The following is a 21,288-nucleotide window of genomic DNA, read 5'->3' on the forward strand; positions in this document are numbered from 1 at the left end:
TAATCCGCGAAGAACCTTTTTTTTCGGGGTCTTGCCTACTTGACTGATCGGCGCTCGCCGACAGACGGCGTCGTGACGCCTCGCGATCCTCCGTAGACCTTACCTACGGCCGATCGACGGATGGCAACGCTCACACACTCCCCATTGCGAACACCCTTCATTTGTAGTTACATTTGTCGGTGCGACGACGATGTGCCTCGTCTTTGAGTGGAACGAGGCGAAAGCCTCGGCGAATGCCCGCAAGCACGGCATCGGGTTTACCGAGGTGCCGGAGGCATTTCGCGACCCGTGGCGGTGCGAACGGCTGGACCATGGCGATCACGGCGAAGACCGGTTCATCATGATCGCCTCGCTGAGGGGTACGCCATTGTTCGTCGTGTACCGTTCGAGACGATGCCATCCGCCTCATATCAGCCCGGGAAGCAACACGCCATGAAGCCATCCGATACTGGAAAAACCGTTCGCTATTCGTTCGATCCGGATAACGCGAGGGAACTGACGCCGGAGGAAGTGGCTCGTCTCGAGGCGCTCAAAAGCCGGCCTGTCGATTTCACCGACATCCCTCCGCAGGCCGTCGATGACACCTGGCACATGCCGGGCCCACTGCGTTCGCTGGAGAACAAACAGCAGGTCACGCTTCGCATCGACAGGGACGTGCTCGACTTTTTCCGCGGCACGGGCAAGCGGTACCAGACGCGAATCAACGAGGTGCTCCGCGAGTACATGAAGGCCCATCTCGCACCGCCCCCCAGGCGTTAGGGTGCATTGGCAACGAGGCTACGTGGTTGACAGCACCGCCGCCTTGCCACAGCATGGATCGCGATCTGGACGTCCAGACGTCTCACCGGGCCACCACACGAGGCTTCCGTGACCACGACCCCGCTGCGCCACCACAACACGCCTTTCCCGCCGACCCACCCCGTGGTCGCCGCGTGCTGTTGTCGCCGCACGCCCTGTTGTCGCGGCTAACCCCCGCCACCCCGCTCCCCCTGTAGGAGCGCGCTTGCGCGCGATCGGCGGCTAATAGCCGCCCTTCCACGCCATCACTCCCCGTTTTACAAGCCTCCGCCAGCACGGTGGGGCCATCGTTCTTCGCGCGCATTCCGCGAAGGGCGACGCATTGCCGTTCCGCTCACCCACTCAGGATCCAGCCCCATGCCTCACGTTGTTCCGCGGCGCCTCGTGCTGTCCGCGCTCATCGCCACCCTCCTCGCCTCGACGGCGGCCACCGCCCAGGACGCCGGTATCGACGCGCAGGGCAAAGCCCCCACGCAGCTCGACTCGGTCGTGGTCACGGGCACCCGCTCGGTGAATCGCAGCCAGGAGAGCTCCTTGTCGCCCATCGACATCGTGTCGGCGAAGGACCTGCAATCGGTCGGCGATACCCAGCTCGGCGCCGTGCTCTCGCGGCTCATCCCGTCGTTGAACTTTCCCCGGGCTCCCGGCAACGACGGCTCCGGCATCGTTCGGCCCGCGGCGCTGCGCGGCCTGTCGCCCGACCAAACCCTGGTGCTTGTGAACGGCAAGCGCTGGCACACCACGGCCCTGCTCAACCTGCAGGGCGCGCTGGGTCGCGGCTCCGCGCCAGCCGACCTGAACTCGATTCCCATCTCCGCTGTCGACCACATCGAAGTGCTGCGCGACGGCGCGTCCGCGCAGTACGGCTCCGACGCCATCGCCGGCGTCATCAACGTGGTGCTGAAGGGCGCGGCGAAGCCCGGCGGCAACGAGGCAAGCATCACCGCCGGGCGCTACTCCGCCGGCGACGGCAAGCAATGGCAGGGCGAGGCCAGCCTCGGGGTGCCACTGGGCGGCGACAAGGGCTGGGCCCGGCTGAGCGTCGTCGATGGCCACGCCGATGCGACCAACCGCGGCGGCCGCGATTATCGCGATCCTGCCTCGCCTGTCTATGGTGAGCGGACGCAGCGCATCGGCGAGCCGGACATCACGAACCACCAGGCGCTACTCAACGTGCAGTACGCACTGGCCAAGGACATCGACTTCTACGCGTTCGCCAGCACCAGCAGCCGTGAAGGTACGTCGCCTGCCCTGTTCCGCGCGTACGACAGTGCACGCAACGTGCCATCGATCTATCCCAACGGGTTCCTGCCATTGAACGACGTGCAGTCGGTCGACAGCGCGCTGGTCGCGGGCGTGCGCGGTACGACCGGCAGTGGCTGGCGCTGGGACATCAGCGGCAATTATGGCCGCAACCACGTCAGCATCGACCCCACCCACACGCTCAACGTCGACCTTGGCGCGGCGAGCCCCACGAGCTTCAATGCGGGCCGCCTCATCGCAACGCAGAAGGCTTTCGACGTGGATGTCGCGAAGGACCTTTCCGTCGGCTGGCTGCAGAACCCCGTGACGCTGGCGTTCGGTGTCGAATACCTCTACCAGCGCTACGGCATCGAAGCGGGCGATGCCGCGTCATATTTCGGCACGGGATCGCAGGGGTTCCCGGGATTCCAGCCGGCCGACGCGGGCTACCACTCGCGCCACGACGTGGCGGAGTACATCAGCCTGGAGAACCAGCTCACCGACAAGCTGAGCGGCTCGCTGGCCGTACGCCACGAGGACTACACTGACTTCGGCAAGACCACCTCGGGCACCCTCTCTGCCCGCTACGACTTCACCGACACCTTTGCGCTGCGCGGCACGGCCGGCACGGGGTTTCGTGCGCCCTCGCTCGCCCAGCAGTTCTACACCACCACGTCGACCAACGTCATTGGCGGCGTACCCACGCAGATACGCAACTTCGCCGTCACCGACGCCGTGGCCCGCGCGCTCGGCGCCGAACCGCTGAAGGCGGAGAAGTCGCACAACTACACGCTCGGCGCCACGTACCTGCCCGGTGACTGGACCTTCTCGCTTGACGTATACCAGATCACCATCGGCAACCGCGTCGTCCCGTCCGAGAACCTCGTGGGCGACGATGTGCAGGCTTACCTCACCAGCCAGGGCTACGCGAACATCCAGGGCGGCAGCTACTTCACCAACGCGCTGAAGACCCGCACGCGCGGCGTCGACCTCAGCGGCGGTTACCGGCTCGACCTGGGCAACGCGGGGCTATGGCAGTTCACGGCAGCGTACAACCGCAACCACACCTCGATCCTGTCGGTGGCCGCCAATCCGCCGCAGCTTGCGCAAAACGGGCTTGAGCTGGTGCGCGTCGGGCACATCGCACAGGGATACATCACCGACGGCGCGCCGCGCGACAAGATCGCGCTGGGCTCGGACTATTCGCTGGGTGACTGGGCCTTCCACGGCACGCTGACGCGCTACGGGCAGTTCCGGCAGAACCAGGACCCGATCAGCAATCCGGGGTACGACCAGACATTCCCATCGCGCTGGCTGCTCGATCTTTCCGCCAGCTACAAGGTCGACAGCTGGACGTTTACCGCCGGCGTCGACAACCTCACCAACGTGTACCCGCAGAAGTACAAGGCCGGCAGCGATGGCGCGGTGGGCGGCACGTGGCCCTACCCCGATTACTCACCGTTCGGCTACAGCGGCCGTTATCTCTATACGCGGGTTGCGTATCGCTGGTGACACGTGCTGACTGCAGGAGCGCGCTTGCGCGCGATGCGCGTTCGGCAAGCACCATCGCGCGCAAGCGCGCTCCTACACCATGGGGACCGGCGCTTAACGCAGCCCCGTCTCCGCACGCGCGATCACCAGGCGCTGGATTTCGCTCGTGCCCTCGTAAATCTCGGTGATCTTCGCGTCGCGGAAATAGCGCTCGAGCGGCATTTCCTTCGAATAGCCCATGCCACCGTGGATCTGCACGGCCTGGTGGGTGATCCACATGGCCGCCTCGGAAGCGACCAGCTTGGCCATCGAGGCCTCGGTGCCGAAGCGGCCGCCGGTCTTCTCCACCTGGCCCTTCGTCCACGCGGCGCGGAGCGTGAGCAGCAGCGCGGAATCCAGCTTGCACTTCATGTCCGCGATCTTGGCCTGGGTCATCTGGAACGTGCCGATCGGCGTACCAAAGGCTTTGCGATCGCGCGACCACTGCAGCGTGGCCTCGTAGGCGGCGCGGGCGATGCCCACGGCCTGCGAGGCGATGCCGATGCGGCCGGCGTCGAGCACGCCCATGGCGATGCCGAAGCCCTTGCCCTCGGCGCCCAGCAGGTCTTCCTTCGGGCAGATGTAGTCGTGGAACTCGATCTCGCACGTGGCCGAGGCGCGGATGCCGAGCTTCGGCTCGGTCTTGCCGGCCATGAAACCCGGGCGCTTGGTGTCGATGATGAAGGCCGAGACCCCCTTGGCGCCGATGCCCGGGGTGGTGACGGCGAACAGCACGATGTAGCGCGCCACTGGGCCGGAGGTGATCCAGCTCTTCTTGCCGTTGATGACCCAGTCGCCGTCGGCGTTCTTCACCGCGCGCGTATGCATGTTGGAGGCATCGGAACCCGACTGTGGTTCGGTGAGCGCATAGGCGCCGATGGCCTCGCCCGAGGCGATGGCGCGGACATACTTCTGCTTCTGCTCTTCGGTGCCATTCTTCAGGATGCCGTTGCAGAACAGCGAGTTGTTCACCGACATGATGGTCGAGGTGGCGGCATCGGCCGCGGCGATCTCGACCATGGCCAGCACGTAGGCGACCGGATCCATGCCGGCGCCGCCGTACTCTTCGGGCACCTCGATGCCCATCAGGCCCAGCTGCCCCATTTCCTGGATGTTCTCGAGCGGGAATTCGCCCCTGGCATCGAGCTCGGCGGCCACGGGCGCGATGCGCTTCTGGGCGAAATCACGCGCGATGGACTGGATCGACAGCTGGTCGTCGGTAAAGCGGAAATCCATGGGTATGTTCTCTGGGGGAGCTAGCCCCCCATTCTAACGGCCGTTCGACGCTTTGCCGCCCTGCACCGCAACATGCGAACTTGACCTGCGGCGCGCCCGGCCCCATCCTTGGTATCTCTGTATCGCGATAAAAGGATGTTGGATGGATCTGTCGACCGCCTCGACCGTGTTGCGGCTGTTGGCCGACCCGACCCGCGTGCGCCTCCTGGCGCTGCTGGACCGCGAAGAACTGACCGTGGCCGAGCTGGCCGCCGTATTGCACCTGGCCCAGCCGCGCGTTTCCACGCACCTGGCGAAGCTGAAGGAAGCCGAGCTGGTCCGCGACCGTCGCGCCGGCGTCTCGGCCTATTACCGTGCCAACGCGGAGGCCGACCCCACCCTCGTGGCGCTGGTGGCGTCGCTGCGCGATACGCTGAGCGATGCCCTGCTGCGCGAGGATGCGGAGCGCCTGCCTGCCGTACTGGCCCAACGCGCCAGCAACGAGGGGTGGGCCGATACGGTCGCCGGCGACATGGAGCGCCACTACTCACCGGGCCGCACATGGGAGACCCTTGCGCGCTCCCTGCTGCAGCTCCTGGGCACGGGCGACGTCCTCGACATCGCCTCGGGCGATGGCGTCACGGCCGAGCTGCTTGCCCCCCACGCGCACGCGATCCTGTGCGTGGATAGCTCTGATCGCGTGGTGGAGGCGGCCCGCCAGCGGCTGGCGCATTTCCCCAACGTGGAGGTGCGCCAGGGCGACATGCACCGCCTCGACGTGGGCGGGCGCCGCTTCGACCTCGTGCTGATGATGCACGCGCTCACCTACGCCGAGCGCCCCGCCGAGGTGTTCACCCAGGTAGCCGGGGTTTTGAAGCCCGGTGGCCGCGTCCTGGCGGTGACCCTGGGCGAGCACGACCACCGCGCGGTGGTCGAACCCTTCGACCACCGCAACCTGGGCTTCAGCTGCGACGGCCTCTCGGCCATGGCGCGCGATGCCGGCCTGGACGTGGTGAGCTGCGACCGCCTGAGCCGCGAACGCCGCGCCCCGCATTTCGAAGTCATCAGCCTGCTGGCCCGCAAGGCCTGAGGAGCACACCATGAGCAGCCTTCCCTGGCTCCATCCCGACCGCGTCGCCCTGATCCAGAAGGGCCTCGCCGAGCGCATCATGATCCTCGACGGCGGCATGGGCACCATGCTGCAGGGCCACCGGCTCGACGAGAGCGGATACCGTGGCGAGCGTTTCGCCGCGGGCCACGACAGCGCGCACGACCACGGCCACGACCACCCGGGCGAGTGTGACCTCAAGGGCAACAACGACCTGCTGTTGCTTACCCAGCCCGCCATCATCAAGGGCGTGCACCGCGCCTACCTCGAGGCAGGCGCGGATTTCGTCGAGACCAACACGTTCAACGCCACGCGGGTGAGCCAGGCCGACTACCACCTCGAGCACCTCGTGCCCGAGCTCAACCGCGAAGGCGCGCGCCTGGCCCGCGAAGCCTGCGACGAGATGACGCTCGAGACGCCCGACAAGCCGCGCTTTGTCATCGGTGTGCTTGGCCCCACGAGCCGCACGGCCTCCATCTCCCCCGACGTGAACGACCCGGGGTTCCGCAACATCGATTTCGAAGCCCTCAAGGCCAATTACATCGAGTCGGCCCGCGCGCTCATCGAAGGCGGCGCGGATACGATCATGGTGGAAACCATCTTCGACACGCTCAACGCCAAGGCGGCGCTCTTCGCGTTGTCGGAGCTCTTCGACGAACTGGGTGCCCGCGTGCCGGTGATGATCTCGGGCACGATCACCGACCGGTCCGGGCGCACGCTTTCAGGCCAGACCGCCGAGGCCTTCTTCTATTCGGTGGAACACATCGAGCCCCTGTCGGTGGGCCTCAACTGCGCCCTGGGCGCCGAAGACCTGCGCCCCCACGTGGCCATGCTGGCCCGTATCGCCAACGCCGCCGTCAGCACCCACCCCAACGCCGGCCTGCCCAACGCCTTTGGCGAATACGACGAGACCCCGGAGACCATGGCCGCCACCATCCGCAGCTTCGCCGCCGACGGCCTCATCAATATCGTCGGTGGCTGTTGTGGCACCACGCCCGCCCACATCGCGGCCATCGCCGCGGCCGTGGCACCCTACGCGCCCCGCGCACCCCAGAGCGCCGCCGAAGCCGCATGAGCATCCGCTATACCCGCCTCTCCGGCCTCGAGCCGCTGGTCCTCACGCCGGACCTGAACTTCATCAACGTGGGCGAGCGCACCAACGTCACTGGCTCGGCGCAATTCCGCAAGCTGGTGAAAGAGGGCCGCTACGAGGAAGCCGTCGATGTCGCGCGCCAGCAGGTGGAGAACGGCGCGCAGATCATCGACATCAACATGGACGAGGGCCTGATCGATTCCGAAGCCGCCATGACGCGCTTCGTGAACCTGATCTCCAGCGAGCCCGACATCGCCCGCGTACCCATCATGGTCGACTCATCGAAGTGGAGCGTGATCGAAGCCGGCCTGCGCTGCATGCAGGGCAAGGGCATCGTCAATTCCATCTCGATGAAGGAAGGCGAGGCACTGTTCCTCGAGCACGCGCGCAAGGTGCGCCAGTATGGCGCGGCCGTGGTGGTGATGGCGTTCGACGAGGCAGGCCAGGCCGACACGAAGGCGCGCAAGGTCGAGATCTGCTCGCGTGCCTATGAGCTGCTCGTCGATGGCATCGGGTTCCCGCCCGAGGACATCATCTTCGACCCCAACATCTTCGCGATCGCCACGGGCATCGAAGAGCACAACAACTACGCCGTGGACTTCATCGAAGCCACGCGCGAGCTGAAGAAGCGCTTCCCCGCATCACACATCTCCGGCGGCGTCTCCAACGTCTCGTTCTCGTTCCGCGGCAACAACCCCGTTCGCGAGGCCATCCACTCGGTGTTCCTCTACCACGCGATCGCCGCGGGCATGGACATGGGCATCGTCAATGCCGGCGCGCTGGCGATCTACGACGACCTGCCCGACGAGCTGCGCGAACGGGTCGAGGACGTGGTGCTGAACCGCCGTGCCGACGCCACCGAACGCCTGCTCGAGGTCGCCGACAAATACAAGGGCGGCAAGGGTGGCGCCACCGTCGAATCCGCGGCTTGGCGCGAAAAAGGCGTCCAGGAGCGCCTCAGCCATGCCTTGGTGCACGGCATCGACCAATACGTGGTCGAAGACACCGAGGAAGCCCGCCAGTTGGCCAGGCGCCCGCTCGATGTCATCGAAGGCCCGCTGATGGCGGGCATGAATGTCGTGGGCGACCTGTTTGGCGCCGGCAAGATGTTCCTGCCGCAGGTGGTGAAATCTGCCCGCGTGATGAAGAAGGCGGTGGCGCACCTCATCCCTTTCATCGAGGAAGAGAAGAAGCTCTCCGGCCAGGCTGCACGCAGCAATGGCAAGATCGTGCTGGCCACGGTCAAGGGGGATGTCCACGACATCGGCAAGAACATCGTCGGCGTGGTGCTCCAGTGCAACAACTTCGAGGTGATCGACCTCGGCGTGATGGTGCCGACGCAGAAGATCCTCGACACGGCGCGTGCCGAAAACGCGGACATCATCGGCCTCTCCGGCCTCATCACGCCATCGCTCGAGGAAATGAGCCAGGTGGCGCGCGAGATGCAGCGCCAGGATTTCCAGGTACCCCTGCTCATCGGCGGTGCCACCACCTCGCGAGCGCATACCGCGCTACGCATCGAGCCCCATTACAAGTCGCCCACCGTGTGGGTGAAGGATGCCTCGCGCGCCGTGGGCGTGGCGCAGTCGCTGGTGAGCAAGGAGCTCGTCGACGACTTCATGGCCAAGGTGCGCTCGGAGTACGCCGAGGTGCGCGAGCGCCACCGTGGGCGCGGCACCGGCAAGAGCCTGGTAGCGCTCGGCAAGGCCCGCGCGCAGCGTTTCAACGGCCAATGGGAGGCCTACGCGCCGCCTGCCCCCAACAACCCCGGCATCACCGTTTTCGGTGACTACGACCTTGCCGAACTGCGCCGCTACATCGACTGGTCGCCGTTCTTCAACGCGTGGGAGCTGGCCGGCAAGTTCCCGGCGATCCTCACCGACGACATCGTGGGGCCGCAGGCGACGGAGCTCTACAACGATGCCCAGGCCATGCTCGACAAGCTCATCGCCGAGAAATGGCTTACCGCCAAGGGCGTGATCGGCTTCTGGCCCGCCGCCCAGGTCGGCGACGATATCGAGGTCTATGCGGACGAGGGCACGGGCAAGCGCAAGCCCCTGGCCACCCTACACCACCTGCGCCAGCAGGCGGATAAACCGGTCGAGCGCCCCGACTTCTGCCTGGCCGATTTCGTGGCGCCGAAGGACAGCGGCGTGCAGGACTGGGTAGGCGGCTTCGCCGTCACGGCAGGCATCGGCATCGACGCCCACGTGGCGCGCTTCGAGGCGCAGCACGACGACTACTCATCGATCCTGCTCAAGGCCCTCGCCGACCGCCTGGCCGAGGCCTTCGCCGAGCGCATGCACGAGCGCGTCCGCAAGGAGTACTGGGGCTACGAGCCGGACGAGGCGCTCGACAACGAAGCGCTCATCGACGAGAAATACCGCGGCATACGCCCTGCCCCCGGCTACCCCGCGTGCCCGGAGCATACCGAGAAGCGCACACTGTTCTCGTTGCTGGATGCGACGAAGCACACCACGGTGGAGCTCACCGAGGGCATGGCCATGTACCCCACCGCGGCGGTCTCGGGCTGGTACTTCTCCCACCCCGGCAGCCAGTACTTCGTGGTGGGCCGCCTCACCCGCGAGCAGGTCGACGACTATGCGAAGCGCAAGGGCTGGGACCGCCAGGAGGCCGAGCGCTGGCTGGCCACGAACCTCGACTACGACCCCGATTGAGGCTACATGGCCTTGATCAGTCTTCCGGGCCGCCCGGCTTGACCGTCTCGGTGGGGTTCTTGTGCCTGAGGTGCGCGAACACGTTGTAGAACGACACCAGCATGGGGAAAGCTGTCTGGATGATGCCGACCGAGTCGTTCTTGCCCCAGATGAAGTACGCCAGCGTGAGTACGCTGCCGCTCACCGACAGGTACCAGAACGACATGGGCACCGTGACTTTCTTGTTTTTCCTGGTGGCATAGAACTGGACGAACCAGCGCGCCGTGAAGAGCAGCGTGCCCAGCAGGCCGATGATCTTCCAGGGCGTGAGGGTGATCAGGCTGAGTTGGGCGAGGGCGTCGTGCATGGCGGGGTCCAGGGCGGGCGTCTCCCCAGTGTAAGCGCGCAGGCTTGCCGGGTGCTTACGGGAGGCCGGGCAAAAGAAAACCCGGCGCGAGGCCGGGTTTCCAGGAATCGATGGTGGGCGGTACAAGGATCGAACTTGTGACACCTGCCGTGTGAAGGCAGTGCTCTACCGCTGAGCTAACCGCCCATCGAGCCGCGCATTTTACGTGGCGGCAAGGGTGCCGTCAACGCCCTGTCAGGGGAAGCAGGACGAGGTCAGTGGCAGGGGGGTGACCGTGATGGAACCCGATGCCCCCAGCACCAGCAGCGAACCCTGCTTGCCGGCGACGTTGGTGCCGATCGTGCCGCCATTGCCATCGGCCGAGGCAGTCCTGGCGCAGGCCACGAAGGAGAGCTGGGTGCGGCCGGAGGTGGTGACGAAACGGCCCGTCTGGTCGAACGTGAACAGCTTCCCGTCCTTGCCACGCAGCGAGGCGCCAGTGATCTTGGCGGTCGAGCGCAGGATGTCCATGTTGCCCTTCGTCTTGTCGTAGACCTGGTTGGCCCCACTGGTCGTCACGTCGTACGAGTAGACGATCCAGCCGGCATCGTAGTCGAACGTGCCCGACGTCACCTCGCTGCACGACTTGCCGTCGGTGCTGCGGCAGATCGACACGAACCGGTGCTGCGCGGCCGCCTGCCCCCGGGCGAACTGCATGTCGGCCGAAAGCGCGTTCATGGCCTTCGCCACGTCCCCGCGCGCCATGACATCGCGAAAGCGTGGTACCGCCACCACCAGCAGGATGGCGGCCACCGCGATGGCCACCATGAGCTCGACCATCGACAGCCCCGCGACGCGACGGCGAAATCGCATGCATCCCCCCATGGCGCCGCTCACCAGCAGGCTCCGTTCGAATTCTTGGCGGTATCCGACGCGGCGGGCAGCTTCGTCCCCGAGGAATCGATGCTGAGCGCGCCGCACGCGTCCTTTTGTTGGGCCTGGCCCGTCACCGGCGTCGCCGTGGCCGTGTAGTTCTTCGTGGCATCGGTCGTGGAGAGGGTGACGGTGTAATACCCGCGCTCCGACGTGGCGCTACCCAGTTTCAGATCCCCCGTGACCGGGTCGCCACCGTACTTGTTGAACGTGGCGTAGTAGCGCTCCTGCGCGTTCGCCACGCGCATCAGCAGCTCCTTGGCGTCCGCGCGGCGGGCGCGGAACGCGTAACGGTTATACGACGTGATGGCGAGCACCGAAAGGATCGCGATGATAAGGACCACGACCACGAGTTCAAGGAGCGTGAAGCCTCCTACATGGCGAGGCTTACTGGTCATTGAGGATTCTCCAAGAACGGCGGCGCCAAATCGGGGCGCCCACCGAGAACGTCGCGCCCGTGCCAGTGGCGGTGACGCCAGGTACGAGGATCTGGCCACCGCCGATCATCGTGGCTGCTGGCAGCGTGCCCGTGGCCGGTGGGTTCTTAACCCGGGTGCCTGCGGTTATGTATTTCCCACTCGAGAACGAGCCGGTGCCATTGAAGCCCGAAGCCGCACCGCCCGTTGCAGCGTCGACGACCATCACCGCGCCCGCACGGCCCGGATCACAGGGATCCGCGGTGGTCGGTATGAGCGTCGTGATGATGGCGCGATTCGTGTTGAAAAGCGCGGTAGGCGTCACGACCACCTTCTCTCCGAGCACGCCGCTGATGTTGAGGTCGAAATACCAACCACCCTTCTGTGAAGTCGTCGGCGCCACATTCTGGGTAATGCCACGGAGACCTGTCTTATCCTCCGTAATCTGCTGTTGCACCAGGTCCGCACGGGTCCAGGGCAGCCCTGTCGTCACACCGAGACCGGGGTCGCGCACTCCGTACACCGACTGGGTTTTCGCACCCGTGGTCGTCCGGTCGTCTGGCCCTAAGAACTTACCTGTACCGAACACCACGATGAACGACTGCGACGTGGGATCAGGGAACAGTCGTGGCATGACCGTGATGGGCTGATCCGGATTCAGCGGCGTCGCCGAAGCGGCAGGCTGATAGATCAGATCCACTGTCTTCTTGGAAAGATCGGTGAGGTCGAAGCGCCAGAGATTGCCCGCGAGATCGCCTGCGAATGCCACGTCGTCAACCTGATCGTTATCGTAGTCGCCGAGCACGGGTGTCGCGAGACCCCAGCTGGCAACAGATGTCGGCGTCTTGTACTCAGCAATCACCGTGCCGTCTTCAGCGTCGAGGACGAAAAGCGAGCTGTATCCGTTTTTCACGGCCGGTGCGTTGTACGCCGGGTCGCTCGAGTCGTTCGGGAAATAACCTGCGGGCACCAGGACGACCCATCGACCATTGGAGAGGCGGCCGACGTTCGGCTGGCCAAACGTGTAACCAAGATTCGCTGCGGCCGAGAGGCCGCTGTTGAATTCCCAGAGGACTTTCTTGGCCGCACCGGCGGCATTGCCCGGATCGGGGCTCGTGATGTCGAGCGCATACACCCCGCGGCCACCATAACGAAGCGTGCCGACGAGGATTGTGTGCCATGCACCTCCGAAGAAAACGTCGCGTGAGATCGGGGTGGCATCGACCGTCGGGAAGTAGGCGGGCTTGTCCTTTCGCGAGAAGAACCAGAGGTTCCGGTAAACGGCATCGGGAACGTACGCCCATCGCTCGGGGCCGCCGTCGTTCGCGTTCGTCACGTCAAAGGCATGCAACATGCCGTCATTGGCGGGCACGTAGAGCGTAGGTGCGCGCGAAAGATTGTCCGCGACGAATTGCGAGTAACTCTTCTTTACGTCATCCGTGTATGCCTTCGTTTCGGGCGCCGTGATCGCCTTGCCGCTAGAGTCGTAGCTGGGCGGATAGAAGTCGCGATAGCCGCTGGACGGATAGCTCACGTACAGCGGCTGGCCGTTGACGATCGCGCCCAGCAGCGAACTACGCGTGCGAAAAAGGCCGCCCTCGTCGGTGCGTGACCCACGGATCCATGCGACGCGCTTCAGGCCGTTACCATCCGGGTTTGTGCTGGTGTTGTCGGGATCGGACGCATCCATGATCGCCTTTTGCGATGATGTGAGGTTCGTGTACTGGAACTCCACGCCCTTACCAGCGCCAGGACCCGCGCTCGTGACGATCACGCGGGCCGTCGTGCGCTTGGTGAGCGTGTCACCTGCTTCCCACAGCTTGCTTCCCTGGCCGCCCGTCGAGGTCACGCCATAGGCGGTGACCTTGCCGGTCCAGTCGGTTGAAGTGAACTCGGGTACATAGATCTGGGAATTGGTGCTGAGCACCCCCGTGTTCAGGGCCGCCGAGACGGCGCTCGAGGACGTAGCCACGACCGAATTGATGATGGCAACGAGGCTCGATACCAGCGCACCGGGGTCAGAGGCGTTAAAGAAGCCGCCACGGCTGTTGATGGCGGCATGCCAGGTATCGTCGACCGCTGGCCCGTCGTTGTTTACCGGCTTCGGCCAAGCCTTCGTGCCGGCGACGAGCGCCTGGTAGTCGCCTGGATAGTTCAGCGTGCCCGCGACACCAAGCGTCACGAAGAACTGTGCCACATGCTGCCAGGTGGCCGGGTCGTTCACAGAATTAAAGTAAACGTCCTGGTTGGCGCCAGGGTTGGCAGTGTCTACCGTGGTGGACGAGGTCAGGTCCTGCCAATAGGGCTTGACGTTGTTGTTCAGGTTGGGCTGGAGGTCGGTCGCCCAGAAATACCAGGCGATATTGGCCATCGAGGACAGGAGGATCGTCCCCGAGACGTTGCCATAGACCTTGCCGTAGCTTGCGGTGGGATCATAGGCCTTCGTGTCAGGCAGCTTCTGGGCAACCTGCGCCGAGTTGGACGACGTGAGGCCAACGGTGTTGGGATCGGACTTCGCAGCTGGCACGGCCGGATTATTCTCGTTCCAGTACCCGTCCGTCACCAGCATGTGGAAATTCTTGCGGCATGTCAGGTCAGCCGAATCCGCAGCAGCTGTCAGGCCGTTCCAATACGGGTCATTCGCATCCCTCGAGAGGGGCGCACGAAAAATATTGCCGGCGCGAATGGTCGCGGCGCGTGCGGGCGTCGAATTGCCACCGACCACCTGGAGCATCCAGTCGTAGAACGCTGCGCGGACCGATGAATTGAGGTCGCCTATGTCTTTCAATTGCGCAGTATCGCCGAACTGCGTGGACAGATCGGTGGTAGAGGTCGCGCTGCGCGTATTCGCCATGTTCTGCCAGGCGATGCGCACCGAATTGCCTATCTTTGCGAAGGCGCGGGAAAGGGCCGTGCGCGTCATCATGTTACGCGTGCGGTAATATGCAAACCAGTTCGCAAAGTTCTTGTACTGCGCCTTCGGAACGGCCACAAACTCCCAGTTCGATTCGGTGTAAAGCGCTGTCGTATCGATCGAACCATCGGCGTTGGCGATCTTGACGCTGGATTTCAAGCGCCAATAGTACGGGCCGCCGTTAGCCACGACGCCGTTGGCGTCCGCGACTTTTCCGTCAAGCGGGCTTACCTGCTGGGCGGTGCAGTCCCACCGGTTATCCTTGTTGATGACAGTATCGTTGTTCTTGTACGTCACGATGCCGTTGATGATGGAAACACGGCCGTCGCTGTAATCGGAATTGCTGTTACGGTCGCTCAACACCTGGGGCGCTTTCGTCGCCACGGGGTTGGTCACGCGGTTCACGTCGATGCCGTTCAACCAGACGCTCGACAGATCCCAGGTACCATCGCTGCCCGCAGGGCCGCCCGCATCGGGGAAGGTCGAGCCATCCGCGTAGGAAGGCGGCACGTACGAGATTTTCGGGTTGTAGTAAACGCCATTCATCGCCTGCGCCTTGGGATCTCCCGCAGCTGCACGCTCATCGATCACGCCCGAACAGTCCCAGGGGTAGACATAGCTCTGGGTATACTGCGCATTGCCGTTCTTGTCGTAGCCAGCGAAGTCGGTGCGACTCCATGAATTTCCATCGAACGGGCGCGTGTCACCCATGTAGAAGTTCTGCATGGACCCTGAGTCGTCGAACGTGATCGCGATATTCGGCGCAACCGATGTCGTCAGGTCTGGTGGCGTCGTGCCAAGTGGCGTCCGGTACGATGGCGCCGGCGTCGTCGCGCCTTCGGCAGGCGTCGGCAACCCTCCTGCAAGGGTGAGTGCGAGCGCGGCGAGGCCCGGAACCAGGCGAAGCGTGGTCTTCATGTCGAACCCCTAGTTGGCCTTGGCCGCGAACGTCGTTTCCATCACGCGCACGGTGTTGTTGTTCGAGCCGGTAGAACGCGCGGTGATCCGATAAACGTGGCTGTCGACGCTGGTGTTGCCGGAGCCCGGCGCCGACTGCCCGGACTCGTGCTGGGATCCTGCGCCCGACGGCAATTCCACGCCCATGTCTTCGATCAGATAAAGCGGATCGCGCGCGAGCTGGAACGTCTTGTCCGCACTCGCGGTCTTTAGCGTACCGGGGCTGTATTTCGTGCCACCACCCGTCCCGCTGTCGTCACCCGCGCTGTCATCAACCCAACCCGGCGAATTGCGGAAGGTGTCGACGGTCGTGCTTGGGTTGGCGGCGTCGTATTTGTAGCAGATGGGCCCTGCAGTGGTGCACGCCATGGGGTTAGTGTTGCTCGCGGTCCAGAGACGCCATTCCGCTCCGCGCAAAGCGGACTCTGCGCCGAAATCGGCGAGCTGCGAGCTGCGCAGGCCGCCTGTGAGGCGAAGCTGGAGCAGCGACGTACCGGACGCCGATATGGCAAGGATCGTCATGAGCAGCAGGAAGATGAGTGCCACTACGAGGACGACGCCCTGCTGTCGCGATGCGAAACCGGAAGAGGGACGATCGAAAGGGTGATTCATGGTATGGGTCCGCATCACGGGTTGTAGTTACGCAACATCACGAGCGCGTTGAACTGGCGACGGAGCCGCTTATTCCCGAAGCCCTGGGCTGATGGCTTGATCGCAAGCACCGAGCTCGCGGACGTGGGATACACTGGGTAAGCCGCCGACACGGTGCCGCCCGATGCGGGAGAATCCGGGGAATAGAAGAAGCCCGTCTCCGCGTCGGTCAGGTTCGCCATGTCCGACGTGCTGCTGAGCAGAAGCGAAACCTCGATCATCTTGACGGCACGCCACAAGCAGCCCGGGTCGGTCGTCGTAAGGTTCGTCGCCGTCGGTGGGCATGTTATGCCTGTCGCGGCGTCAACCTGATCGGCCGTAAGGAACCGCACCCCACCCGAAGCATCTTCCACGCCATAGCGAAAAGTCAGGCGTTCAACACCGCGAATGAGTTCCTGGTCAGGAGTGGACCCATTGACGCGGCGCATGAGCGCTCCCGTTTTGACACCTGTATCCGTACCGTCGTCGCTCACCATCTGGACGTAATAGGTGACATTACGCATGTCGTTCTTGAAATCGAACACGCGCGCGGGCGAAAGCGCCTGGGGCGCCACGGGCGGAGAGAAGTTGGCGCTGCTATCGGGCGTCAACGCTGCCGTACCGGCCCCCTTCACATCGAAGATTTGCGCCGTCGAGCAGTCAGCCATCAAAGCCGTCTTGCCCGTGAACGTGCCAACCGCTGGCTCATTGCCGCTGGGCGCAAGGTCGATCTCAGTGAGCTTGCCGCCTGCGCCAGTCTTCACCAAATTGTTCGAGCCGAGGCGCCAACCGCGGGAGGAGTCGAGGTAACGAACGGTCAAGACATCAGTGCCCTGGACGCGGTTACCAACGCTAGTACCTGCCGTATTGGCAAGGCCACCAAGGAATTGCACCTTGATCGGGGTGCAATCGCCGGATCCCGTGCAGTTGTAGCCGCGCATGAATAGGAACGAAGGCATCGGAAAAGCGGCCGCCGGGGCAGTCGGGTACGTATTCGTACCGCTCTTCGTCGCCCAGGTGGTCGTGTTTTCGAACAGGTTGCCCAAAAGATTCTTGGACAGCACGTTCGGGGTACGCAGGCCATCCAGGAAGACCTTTGACGTGCTTTGCGTCGCGATACCGCCCGTGTTGTTGCAGTAAAGGCCTGTTGCCATGCTCAGGTCGTCGTTGAGCTGGCCAATGGCGAAGCGGCCGTCCTCCTGCAACCGGGCGAGTTGCGTCTGCACGCGATTGCTATTCGAGGTAGAGAGGAACAGCGTAATGATGCCGCCGGCCACCAGGAGGCCAAGTACCATGGCGACCATCAGTTCGATCAGGGTGACGCCGAGCACGGCGTGACGGTTGCGGACTAAGATCATGGCTCGAACACCCAGGTAAAGGATTGCAGGCTCCCGCTGTCAGTCCTGTCGTCGGAGCTTCCATACCCGCGCTCGGACCACGTGATCTTCATGGTGCAGCGCCCACCGTACGGTGGACGCATATTGACGACCGTTGAGGTGTCGTAGCCGGCGCCAGAGGTATCGCATGCAATGGACGTCGGCCCCAGGCCAGGAAGGAACGTCTGCAGCTGTGAGCTCCAGATCGCCTGGTCGCGCGTCGCGAGGTCTGCGGGCCCGCATGCCTTACTTGCGTCGCACGCCGGGATCTTGGTCATGGTGGCCGGGTAGCTACCGTCGTAGGACTTACTCCACAGGCCCACGGGGTTCGCGCGCATGCGGTCGACCATGCTGCTTGCCAGGAAGGTGACCTGCGTGCGGACGAAGGCCTCCTGGTTGGAGCGCGTGGATACGATGAGGAGGCCGGCAAGGCCAATCAGGCCGACGCTGAAGATCAGTACGGCCATAAGCACTTCAATCAGCGACACGCCAGCCTGAGGCTTGCGCGAGCGTAGGTTGGCCACGTGGATCCCCCTGGATGGCTTGTGATCGCAGGTTAGCCGCGCACCGCGCAAGCGCAACGCCCCCCCGACGAGCGGCGCACATTCGCCGACGAGCGGCGCCCCCGAACACCCACGAGGGCTGGCACTACGCGATACGATGGCGACACGTTCGAGCCATGTCCCGATCAGGAACTCCACCGATGCGCACCACCGCTGCCCTCCTAGCCGTCCTGGTCCCGCTTGCCGCTTGGTCGCAGGAGGTCACTCTCCCCAATCTCACCGCCATCGAGGCGGGCGAGGCAGTGGGCATGGCTTACCAGGGGTGCGACATCCCGGATGCGACAATCAAAGCCTTTGTGGCAAAGCTGGACACACTGGTGCCGGGCACCACGCGTTCGGCCGCGTACACCGAAGGCTTGCAGCATGGCAGGGCCGTGGTGACCAAGATTCTCGGCAACGGTGGCGACTTCACAGAGTTCCACGCCACGACCTGTAACGAGGTCCGGAACAATATGGCGCGGGTCATGGCGGCAAGGGCAGGCTGATGGCCGCCGGCTCCACCTGAACGCAACGCCAGCCTGTAGCCCCCGGATAACAAGACGGTCACGAGCCGCCCGCGACAATACGCAGGCCACGAAGGAGCCGTACCGTGCTTGCGCAATATGTCCACCCCGCCCCCGGGGCGCTCTACCGCATCGTCAGCCATGGACACCGCTGGCGTGCGCTCCGCGATAACGAAGAACTGGCCCGGTACGATTCGGCCGAAGATGCCGTGCGCGGCCTCCGCGAGCTTGAACCCACGGCCCGTCTGCCCCGCCGCCTCGGCGACTGGCGCTTCCTGCCTGCCGCCGCCCTCGCCCACCTGTCGCCGCCCACCGCGGCTGCCATGGCACGCCTGGCGAGCGCGGCCTAGCCGCTCACGGGGCGGCTTCGGCGATGAGCCGGTCTATCGCCTGCTCGGCGTGGCGCAGCATGTGGTCGACCTCGCTGCAGTCGGCGAGCTCGGTGCCCGCGTCGGCGGTGCCGATGCTCAGCACCTCGATGCCGCCTTGCATCACCGTATAGCCGGCCAGGCTGCACAGGATCTCGTAGCCCCGGTACTGGTGCACTGGATGGTCCATGGGTTCCACGCGTGGGTTGGCTGAGCCGGACGCTGCCCGTCCGTGCCGGCTGCCCTGCATTCTAGGCACACGTCGCCCCCCGGGAACCGTGTCGCAGCTCCCGCAGGTCGTACTCGTTTCCGGCAAACCCAAGGCGTTCGTTCAGCCCGGGCCGGTCCACTCCCTGGCCAGCATGGCGTAGATGACGTCATCGACCCATTCCCCGCGGAAAAGGTAGCTCTCGACGTGATGGGCCTCCTGGCGGAAGCCGAGCGAGCGCAGCAAGGCGATACTGGCCTCGTTACGCGGGTCGACCGAGCCGACGCAGCGCCTGTAGCCCCATGCACCAAACGCTTGCCCCAGCATCGCGGCCATGGCCTCGCGGGCGTAGCCGTTACCCTGGGCGGTCGGCCGCAGCGATACGCCGAACTCGATGGCATCGTCGGTGGTGGCCGGGAAATGCACCCCCAGGTCGCCCAGCAACGCGCCACTGGCGAGCTCGCGCACGGCGAGCTGGCACCAGGCATCCGGGGTACCGAACGGCACCGCGCCCTGCCCTGCGATGAAGGCCTCGGCGTCGGCCACGCTGGCCGGCTTCCAGCCCTGGTAACGGGCCACGGCGTCGTCGCCACGATAAGCAAACAGCGCGGCGGCGTCGCCTGGCAGCAAGGGGTCGAGGCGCAAGCGCGCGGTATCGAATCGGCTATGGCTGTCCACGTGCACGCGCTCCTTCGGGTGGCGCCTGCCGCGCGAAACGCCAGGCGAAAAAAAACCCGCCTGGGCGGGTTCTTTCCATGCCTTCCACGAACGCGCCACGGCAATCGGGGAAGTGAGTGGTGCCGGAAATAGGAATCGAACCTACGACCTCATCATTACGAATGACGCGCTCTACCAACTGAGCTATTCCGGCGAGACGCGGAATTCTAGGGGAGCCGGGCCCCCTGTGCAAGGCCTCACGACGCCAGGCGCAGTTCCTTGGGCAGTGCGAAGGTGATGCCCTCGGCTTCGCCATCGAGCTCGCGAACCGTCTGCGCACCCCACGATTGCAGGCGCGCGATGACTTCCTTCACCAGTTTCTCGGGCGCGGATGCGCCCGCGGTGACGCCGATGCGGGCCTTGCCATCGAGCCACGCTTTTTCGATGTGCTCGGCGCCATCGATGAGGTAGGAAGGCACGCCCTGCTTCTCGGCCAGTTCGCGCAGGCGGTTGGAATTTGAGCTGTTGACCGAGCCCACCACCAGCACGAGGTCGACGGCATCGGCCAGGCGGCGCACGGCATCCTGGCGGTTCTGCGTGGCGTAGCAGATATCATCCTTGCGCGGGCCCTGGATGGCGGTGAACTTGGCGCGCAGCGCGTTGATGATGGCGATGGTGTCATCGACCGAGAGCGTGGTCTGGGTGACGAAGGCGAGCATGCCGGGCTGCCCCGGCACCAGCGCCTCGACGTCCTCGACCGACTCCACCAGGTAGATGCTGCCGGTGTTGGCGGGGTTCCATTGCCCCATGGTGCCCTCGACCTCGGGGTGGCCGGCGTGGCCGATGAGCACCACGTCGTGACCGGCCCGGCCCAGGCGGGCGACCTCCATGTGTACCTTGGTGACCAGGGGGCACGTGGCGTCGAACACGCGCAACCCGCGGCGGTCGGCCTCCTCGCGGACGGCCTTGGGCACGCCGTGGGCGCTGAAGATGACCGTGGCGTTATCGGGCACCTCGTCGAGCTCCTCGACGAATACCGCGCCATCGGCCCGCAGGCGCTCAACCACGTAGCGGTTGTGGACCACTTCGTGGCGGACATAGATGGGCGCGCCGTATGACTCGAGCGCGCGCTCGACGATGGCGATGGCGCGGTCGACGCCGGCGCAGAAGCCGCGGGGGTTGGCAAGGACGATATCCATGCCGGGATTATCGCACGGCCGCGTTACGCTTTCTTCGGGGTGGCCGAGAAGAGGCTGAACACGATGAGGCCCGCCGCCCCCACCGAAATGGCGCAATCCGCCACGTTGAACACCGGGAAGGGGTAGCTCCCCAGGAACACCTGGATGAAATCGGTGACCTTGGCGGCATGCAGGCGGTCGATGAGGTTGCCCAGGGCACCGGCGATGATCAGCGCCAGCGGCAGGGCCGTACGCCAGTCGCGCCGGGGCGTGCGCGCCAGCCAGGTGGCCAGGACACCGCTGATGCCCACCGCCAGCGCGGCGAAGAACCAGCGCTGCCAGCCAGCGCTATCGGCCAGGAAGCTGAACGCCGCGCCCGTGTTGAAGGTGAGCGTCCAGTTCAGGATGCCGGGGATGACCGGGTGCGGGGTTTCCGCCGGCTGCAGCGCCGTGAGCGCCCACCACTTGGTGAGCTGGTCGGCCACGATCAGCCCCAGCGTGAGCCAGAGCCAGGAAAGCGCGTTGGGGCGGGGTCGTTCAGACATTCAGCAAGCCAGGGGCGGGGTCATGAGCCCCGTGGGAGCGCGCTTGCGCGC

General features: G+C 65.0%; 20 protein-coding genes and 2 tRNA genes. 8 read left to right on the top strand and 14 right to left on the bottom strand.

Annotated elements, in window-relative coordinates; all coding sequences use genetic code 11:
- Nucleotides 1–190 precede the first annotated feature (190 nt).
- The 3 genes from VI08_RS21425 (at nt 191) to VI08_RS15140 (ending at nt 3,552) form a co-directional block, all read left to right on the top strand.
- Complete coding sequence (locus VI08_RS21425; RefSeq protein WP_084621546.1) at nt 191–436, top strand: BrnT family toxin; 246 nt, start codon at nt 191–193, stop codon at nt 434–436.
- Nucleotides 433–759, top strand: a complete 327-nt coding sequence (locus VI08_RS15135) for a BrnA antitoxin family protein (protein ID WP_045830450.1) — start codon at nt 433–435, stop codon at nt 757–759. Before VI08_RS21425 ends, VI08_RS15135 begins: the two co-directional genes overlap by 4 nt.
- 396 nt (nt 760–1,155) lie before the next feature.
- Nucleotides 1,156–3,552: a TonB-dependent receptor plug domain-containing protein gene (locus VI08_RS15140; protein ID WP_045830451.1), complete on the top strand. Its 2,397-nt coding sequence runs from the start codon at nt 1,156–1,158 to the stop codon at nt 3,550–3,552.
- A gap of 93 nt (nt 3,553–3,645) precedes the next feature.
- On the opposite strand, the gene VI08_RS15145 is transcribed toward VI08_RS15140, so the two are convergent.
- Nucleotides 3,646–4,806: an acyl-CoA dehydrogenase family protein gene (locus VI08_RS15145; RefSeq protein WP_045830452.1), complete on the bottom strand. Its 1,161-nt coding sequence runs from the start codon at nt 4,804–4,806 to the stop codon at nt 3,646–3,648.
- Nucleotides 4,807–4,948: 142 nt separating this feature from the next.
- On the opposite strand from VI08_RS15145, the gene VI08_RS15150 reads away from it, so the two are divergent.
- From VI08_RS15150 to metH, 3 genes are read left to right on the top strand one after another with little or no spacing between them, the layout of a single operon-like run.
- Nucleotides 4,949–5,875 (top strand): ArsR/SmtB family transcription factor, encoded by a 927-nt coding sequence (locus tag VI08_RS15150; RefSeq protein WP_045830453.1) that lies wholly within the window; start codon nt 4,949–4,951, stop codon nt 5,873–5,875.
- 10 nt (nt 5,876–5,885) lie between these two features.
- The gene (locus tag VI08_RS15155; RefSeq protein ID WP_045830454.1) at nt 5,886–6,968 is read left to right on the top strand and encodes a homocysteine S-methyltransferase family protein; all 1,083 of its coding nucleotides are present in this window, start codon (nt 5,886–5,888) and stop codon (nt 6,966–6,968) included.
- Entirely contained in the window at nt 6,965–9,664 is a 2,700-nt protein-coding gene (gene metH / locus VI08_RS15160) for a methionine synthase (protein WP_045830455.1), read from the top strand. The genes VI08_RS15155 and metH overlap by 4 nt, the downstream gene beginning before the upstream one ends.
- A 16-nt stretch (nt 9,665–9,680) precedes the next feature.
- On the opposite strand, the gene VI08_RS15165 is transcribed toward metH, so the two are convergent.
- The 8 genes from VI08_RS15165 to pilV form a co-directional block, all read right to left on the bottom strand.
- The gene (locus VI08_RS15165; protein ID WP_045830456.1) at nt 9,681–10,010 is read right to left on the bottom strand and encodes a lipid-A-disaccharide synthase N-terminal domain-containing protein; all 330 of its coding nucleotides are present in this window, start codon (nt 10,008–10,010) and stop codon (nt 9,681–9,683) included.
- Nucleotides 10,011–10,121: 111 nt separating this feature from the next.
- Nucleotides 10,122–10,196 (bottom strand) — tRNA-Val (locus tag VI08_RS15170).
- Between the two features lie 48 nt (nt 10,197–10,244).
- Nucleotides 10,245–10,862 (bottom strand): GspH/FimT family pseudopilin, encoded by a 618-nt coding sequence (locus VI08_RS21000; RefSeq protein WP_198148966.1) that lies wholly within the window; start codon nt 10,860–10,862, stop codon nt 10,245–10,247.
- A gap of 20 nt (nt 10,863–10,882) precedes the next feature.
- Nucleotides 10,883–11,320 (bottom strand): type IV pilin protein, encoded by a 438-nt coding sequence (locus tag VI08_RS15180; RefSeq protein ID WP_045830457.1) that lies wholly within the window; start codon nt 11,318–11,320, stop codon nt 10,883–10,885.
- A complete protein-coding gene (locus VI08_RS15185; RefSeq protein ID WP_084621548.1) occupies nt 11,310–15,170 on the bottom strand; it encodes a pilus assembly protein in 3,861 nt (1,286 codons plus the stop codon). The genes VI08_RS15180 and VI08_RS15185 overlap by 11 nt, the downstream gene beginning before the upstream one ends.
- 9 nt (nt 15,171–15,179) lie before the next feature.
- A complete protein-coding gene (locus VI08_RS15190) occupies nt 15,180–15,821 on the bottom strand; it encodes a pilus assembly PilX family protein (protein ID WP_198148967.1) in 642 nt (213 codons plus the stop codon).
- A gap of 14 nt (nt 15,822–15,835) precedes the next feature.
- Entirely contained in the window at nt 15,836–17,197 is a 1,362-nt protein-coding gene (locus VI08_RS15195) for a PilW family protein (protein ID WP_045830460.1), read from the bottom strand.
- Nucleotides 17,194–17,739, bottom strand: a complete 546-nt coding sequence (gene pilV / locus VI08_RS21005) for a type IV pilus modification protein PilV (RefSeq protein ID WP_157006817.1) — start codon at nt 17,737–17,739, stop codon at nt 17,194–17,196. Before pilV ends, VI08_RS15195 begins: the two co-directional genes overlap by 4 nt.
- A 179-nt stretch (nt 17,740–17,918) precedes the next feature.
- Between pilV and VI08_RS15205 the strand changes: the two genes are divergently transcribed.
- Both VI08_RS15205 and VI08_RS15210 read left to right on the top strand, forming a co-directional pair.
- Complete coding sequence (locus tag VI08_RS15205) at nt 17,919–18,263, top strand: hypothetical protein (protein WP_045830461.1); 345 nt, start codon at nt 17,919–17,921, stop codon at nt 18,261–18,263.
- Between the two features lie 104 nt (nt 18,264–18,367).
- Complete coding sequence (locus tag VI08_RS15210) at nt 18,368–18,631, top strand: hypothetical protein (RefSeq protein WP_045830462.1); 264 nt, start codon at nt 18,368–18,370, stop codon at nt 18,629–18,631.
- A gap of 4 nt (nt 18,632–18,635) precedes the next feature.
- Here VI08_RS15210 and VI08_RS15215 read toward each other — a convergent pair whose 3' ends face one another.
- From VI08_RS15215 to lspA, 5 genes are all read right to left on the bottom strand, one after another.
- Nucleotides 18,636–18,839, bottom strand: a complete 204-nt coding sequence (locus VI08_RS15215; protein ID WP_157006820.1) for a hypothetical protein — start codon at nt 18,837–18,839, stop codon at nt 18,636–18,638.
- A 141-nt stretch (nt 18,840–18,980) separates the two neighbouring features.
- Complete coding sequence (locus VI08_RS15220) at nt 18,981–19,535, bottom strand: GNAT family N-acetyltransferase (RefSeq protein ID WP_045830468.1); 555 nt, start codon at nt 19,533–19,535, stop codon at nt 18,981–18,983.
- A gap of 117 nt (nt 19,536–19,652) precedes the next feature.
- A tRNA-Thr gene (locus VI08_RS15225) sits at nt 19,653–19,728 on the bottom strand.
- A 43-nt stretch (nt 19,729–19,771) separates the two neighbouring features.
- Nucleotides 19,772–20,713 carry a 4-hydroxy-3-methylbut-2-enyl diphosphate reductase gene (gene ispH / locus VI08_RS15230; protein ID WP_045830464.1) on the bottom strand — a complete coding sequence of 314 codons (942 nt, stop codon included), beginning with the start codon at nt 20,711–20,713 and terminating at the stop codon, nt 19,772–19,774.
- A gap of 23 nt (nt 20,714–20,736) precedes the next feature.
- Entirely contained in the window at nt 20,737–21,237 is a 501-nt protein-coding gene (lspA, locus tag VI08_RS15235) for a signal peptidase II (protein WP_045830465.1), read from the bottom strand.
- Nucleotides 21,238–21,288 lie beyond the last annotated feature (51 nt).

It is taken from the genome of Luteibacter yeojuensis (genome assembly GCF_000964085.1).
Taxonomy (GTDB): domain Bacteria; phylum Pseudomonadota; class Gammaproteobacteria; order Xanthomonadales; family Rhodanobacteraceae; genus Luteibacter; species Luteibacter yeojuensis_A.

Bases quoted from the DNA above. Each gene is read 5' to 3' on its own strand.
- VI08_RS15185 (WP_084621548.1), bottom strand. From the start codon at position 15,170: ATGAAGACCACGCTTCGCCTGGTTCCGGGCCTCGCCGCGCTCGCACTC.
- VI08_RS15215 (WP_157006820.1), bottom strand. From the start codon at position 18,839: ATGGACCATCCAGTGCACCAGTACCGGGGCTACGAGATCCTGTGCAGC.
- lspA (WP_045830465.1), bottom strand. From the start codon at position 21,237: ATGTCTGAACGACCCCGCCCCAACGCGCTTTCCTGGCTCTGGCTCACG.
- VI08_RS15180 (WP_045830457.1), bottom strand. From the start codon at position 11,320: ATGACCAGTAAGCCTCGCCATGTAGGAGGCTTCACGCTCCTTGAACTC.
- VI08_RS15155 (WP_045830454.1), top strand. From the start codon at position 5,886: ATGAGCAGCCTTCCCTGGCTCCATCCCGACCGCGTCGCCCTGATCCAG.
- VI08_RS15165 (WP_045830456.1), bottom strand. From the start codon at position 10,010: ATGCACGACGCCCTCGCCCAACTCAGCCTGATCACCCTCACGCCCTGG.
- ispH (WP_045830464.1), bottom strand. From the start codon at position 20,713: ATGGATATCGTCCTTGCCAACCCCCGCGGCTTCTGCGCCGGCGTCGAC.
- VI08_RS15140 (WP_045830451.1), top strand. From the start codon at position 1,156: ATGCCTCACGTTGTTCCGCGGCGCCTCGTGCTGTCCGCGCTCATCGCC.
- VI08_RS15205 (WP_045830461.1), top strand. From the start codon at position 17,919: ATGCGCACCACCGCTGCCCTCCTAGCCGTCCTGGTCCCGCTTGCCGCT.
- VI08_RS15150 (WP_045830453.1), top strand. From the start codon at position 4,949: ATGGATCTGTCGACCGCCTCGACCGTGTTGCGGCTGTTGGCCGACCCG.
- VI08_RS21425 (WP_084621546.1), top strand. From the start codon at position 191: ATGTGCCTCGTCTTTGAGTGGAACGAGGCGAAAGCCTCGGCGAATGCC.
- VI08_RS15190 (WP_198148967.1), bottom strand. From the start codon at position 15,821: ATGAATCACCCTTTCGATCGTCCCTCTTCCGGTTTCGCATCGCGACAG.
- VI08_RS15145 (WP_045830452.1), bottom strand. From the start codon at position 4,806: ATGGATTTCCGCTTTACCGACGACCAGCTGTCGATCCAGTCCATCGCG.
- metH (WP_045830455.1), top strand. From the start codon at position 6,965: ATGAGCATCCGCTATACCCGCCTCTCCGGCCTCGAGCCGCTGGTCCTC.
- VI08_RS21000 (WP_198148966.1), bottom strand. From the start codon at position 10,862: ATGCGATTTCGCCGTCGCGTCGCGGGGCTGTCGATGGTCGAGCTCATG.
- VI08_RS15135 (WP_045830450.1), top strand. From the start codon at position 433: ATGAAGCCATCCGATACTGGAAAAACCGTTCGCTATTCGTTCGATCCG.
- VI08_RS15195 (WP_045830460.1), bottom strand. From the start codon at position 17,197: ATGATCTTAGTCCGCAACCGTCACGCCGTGCTCGGCGTCACCCTGATC.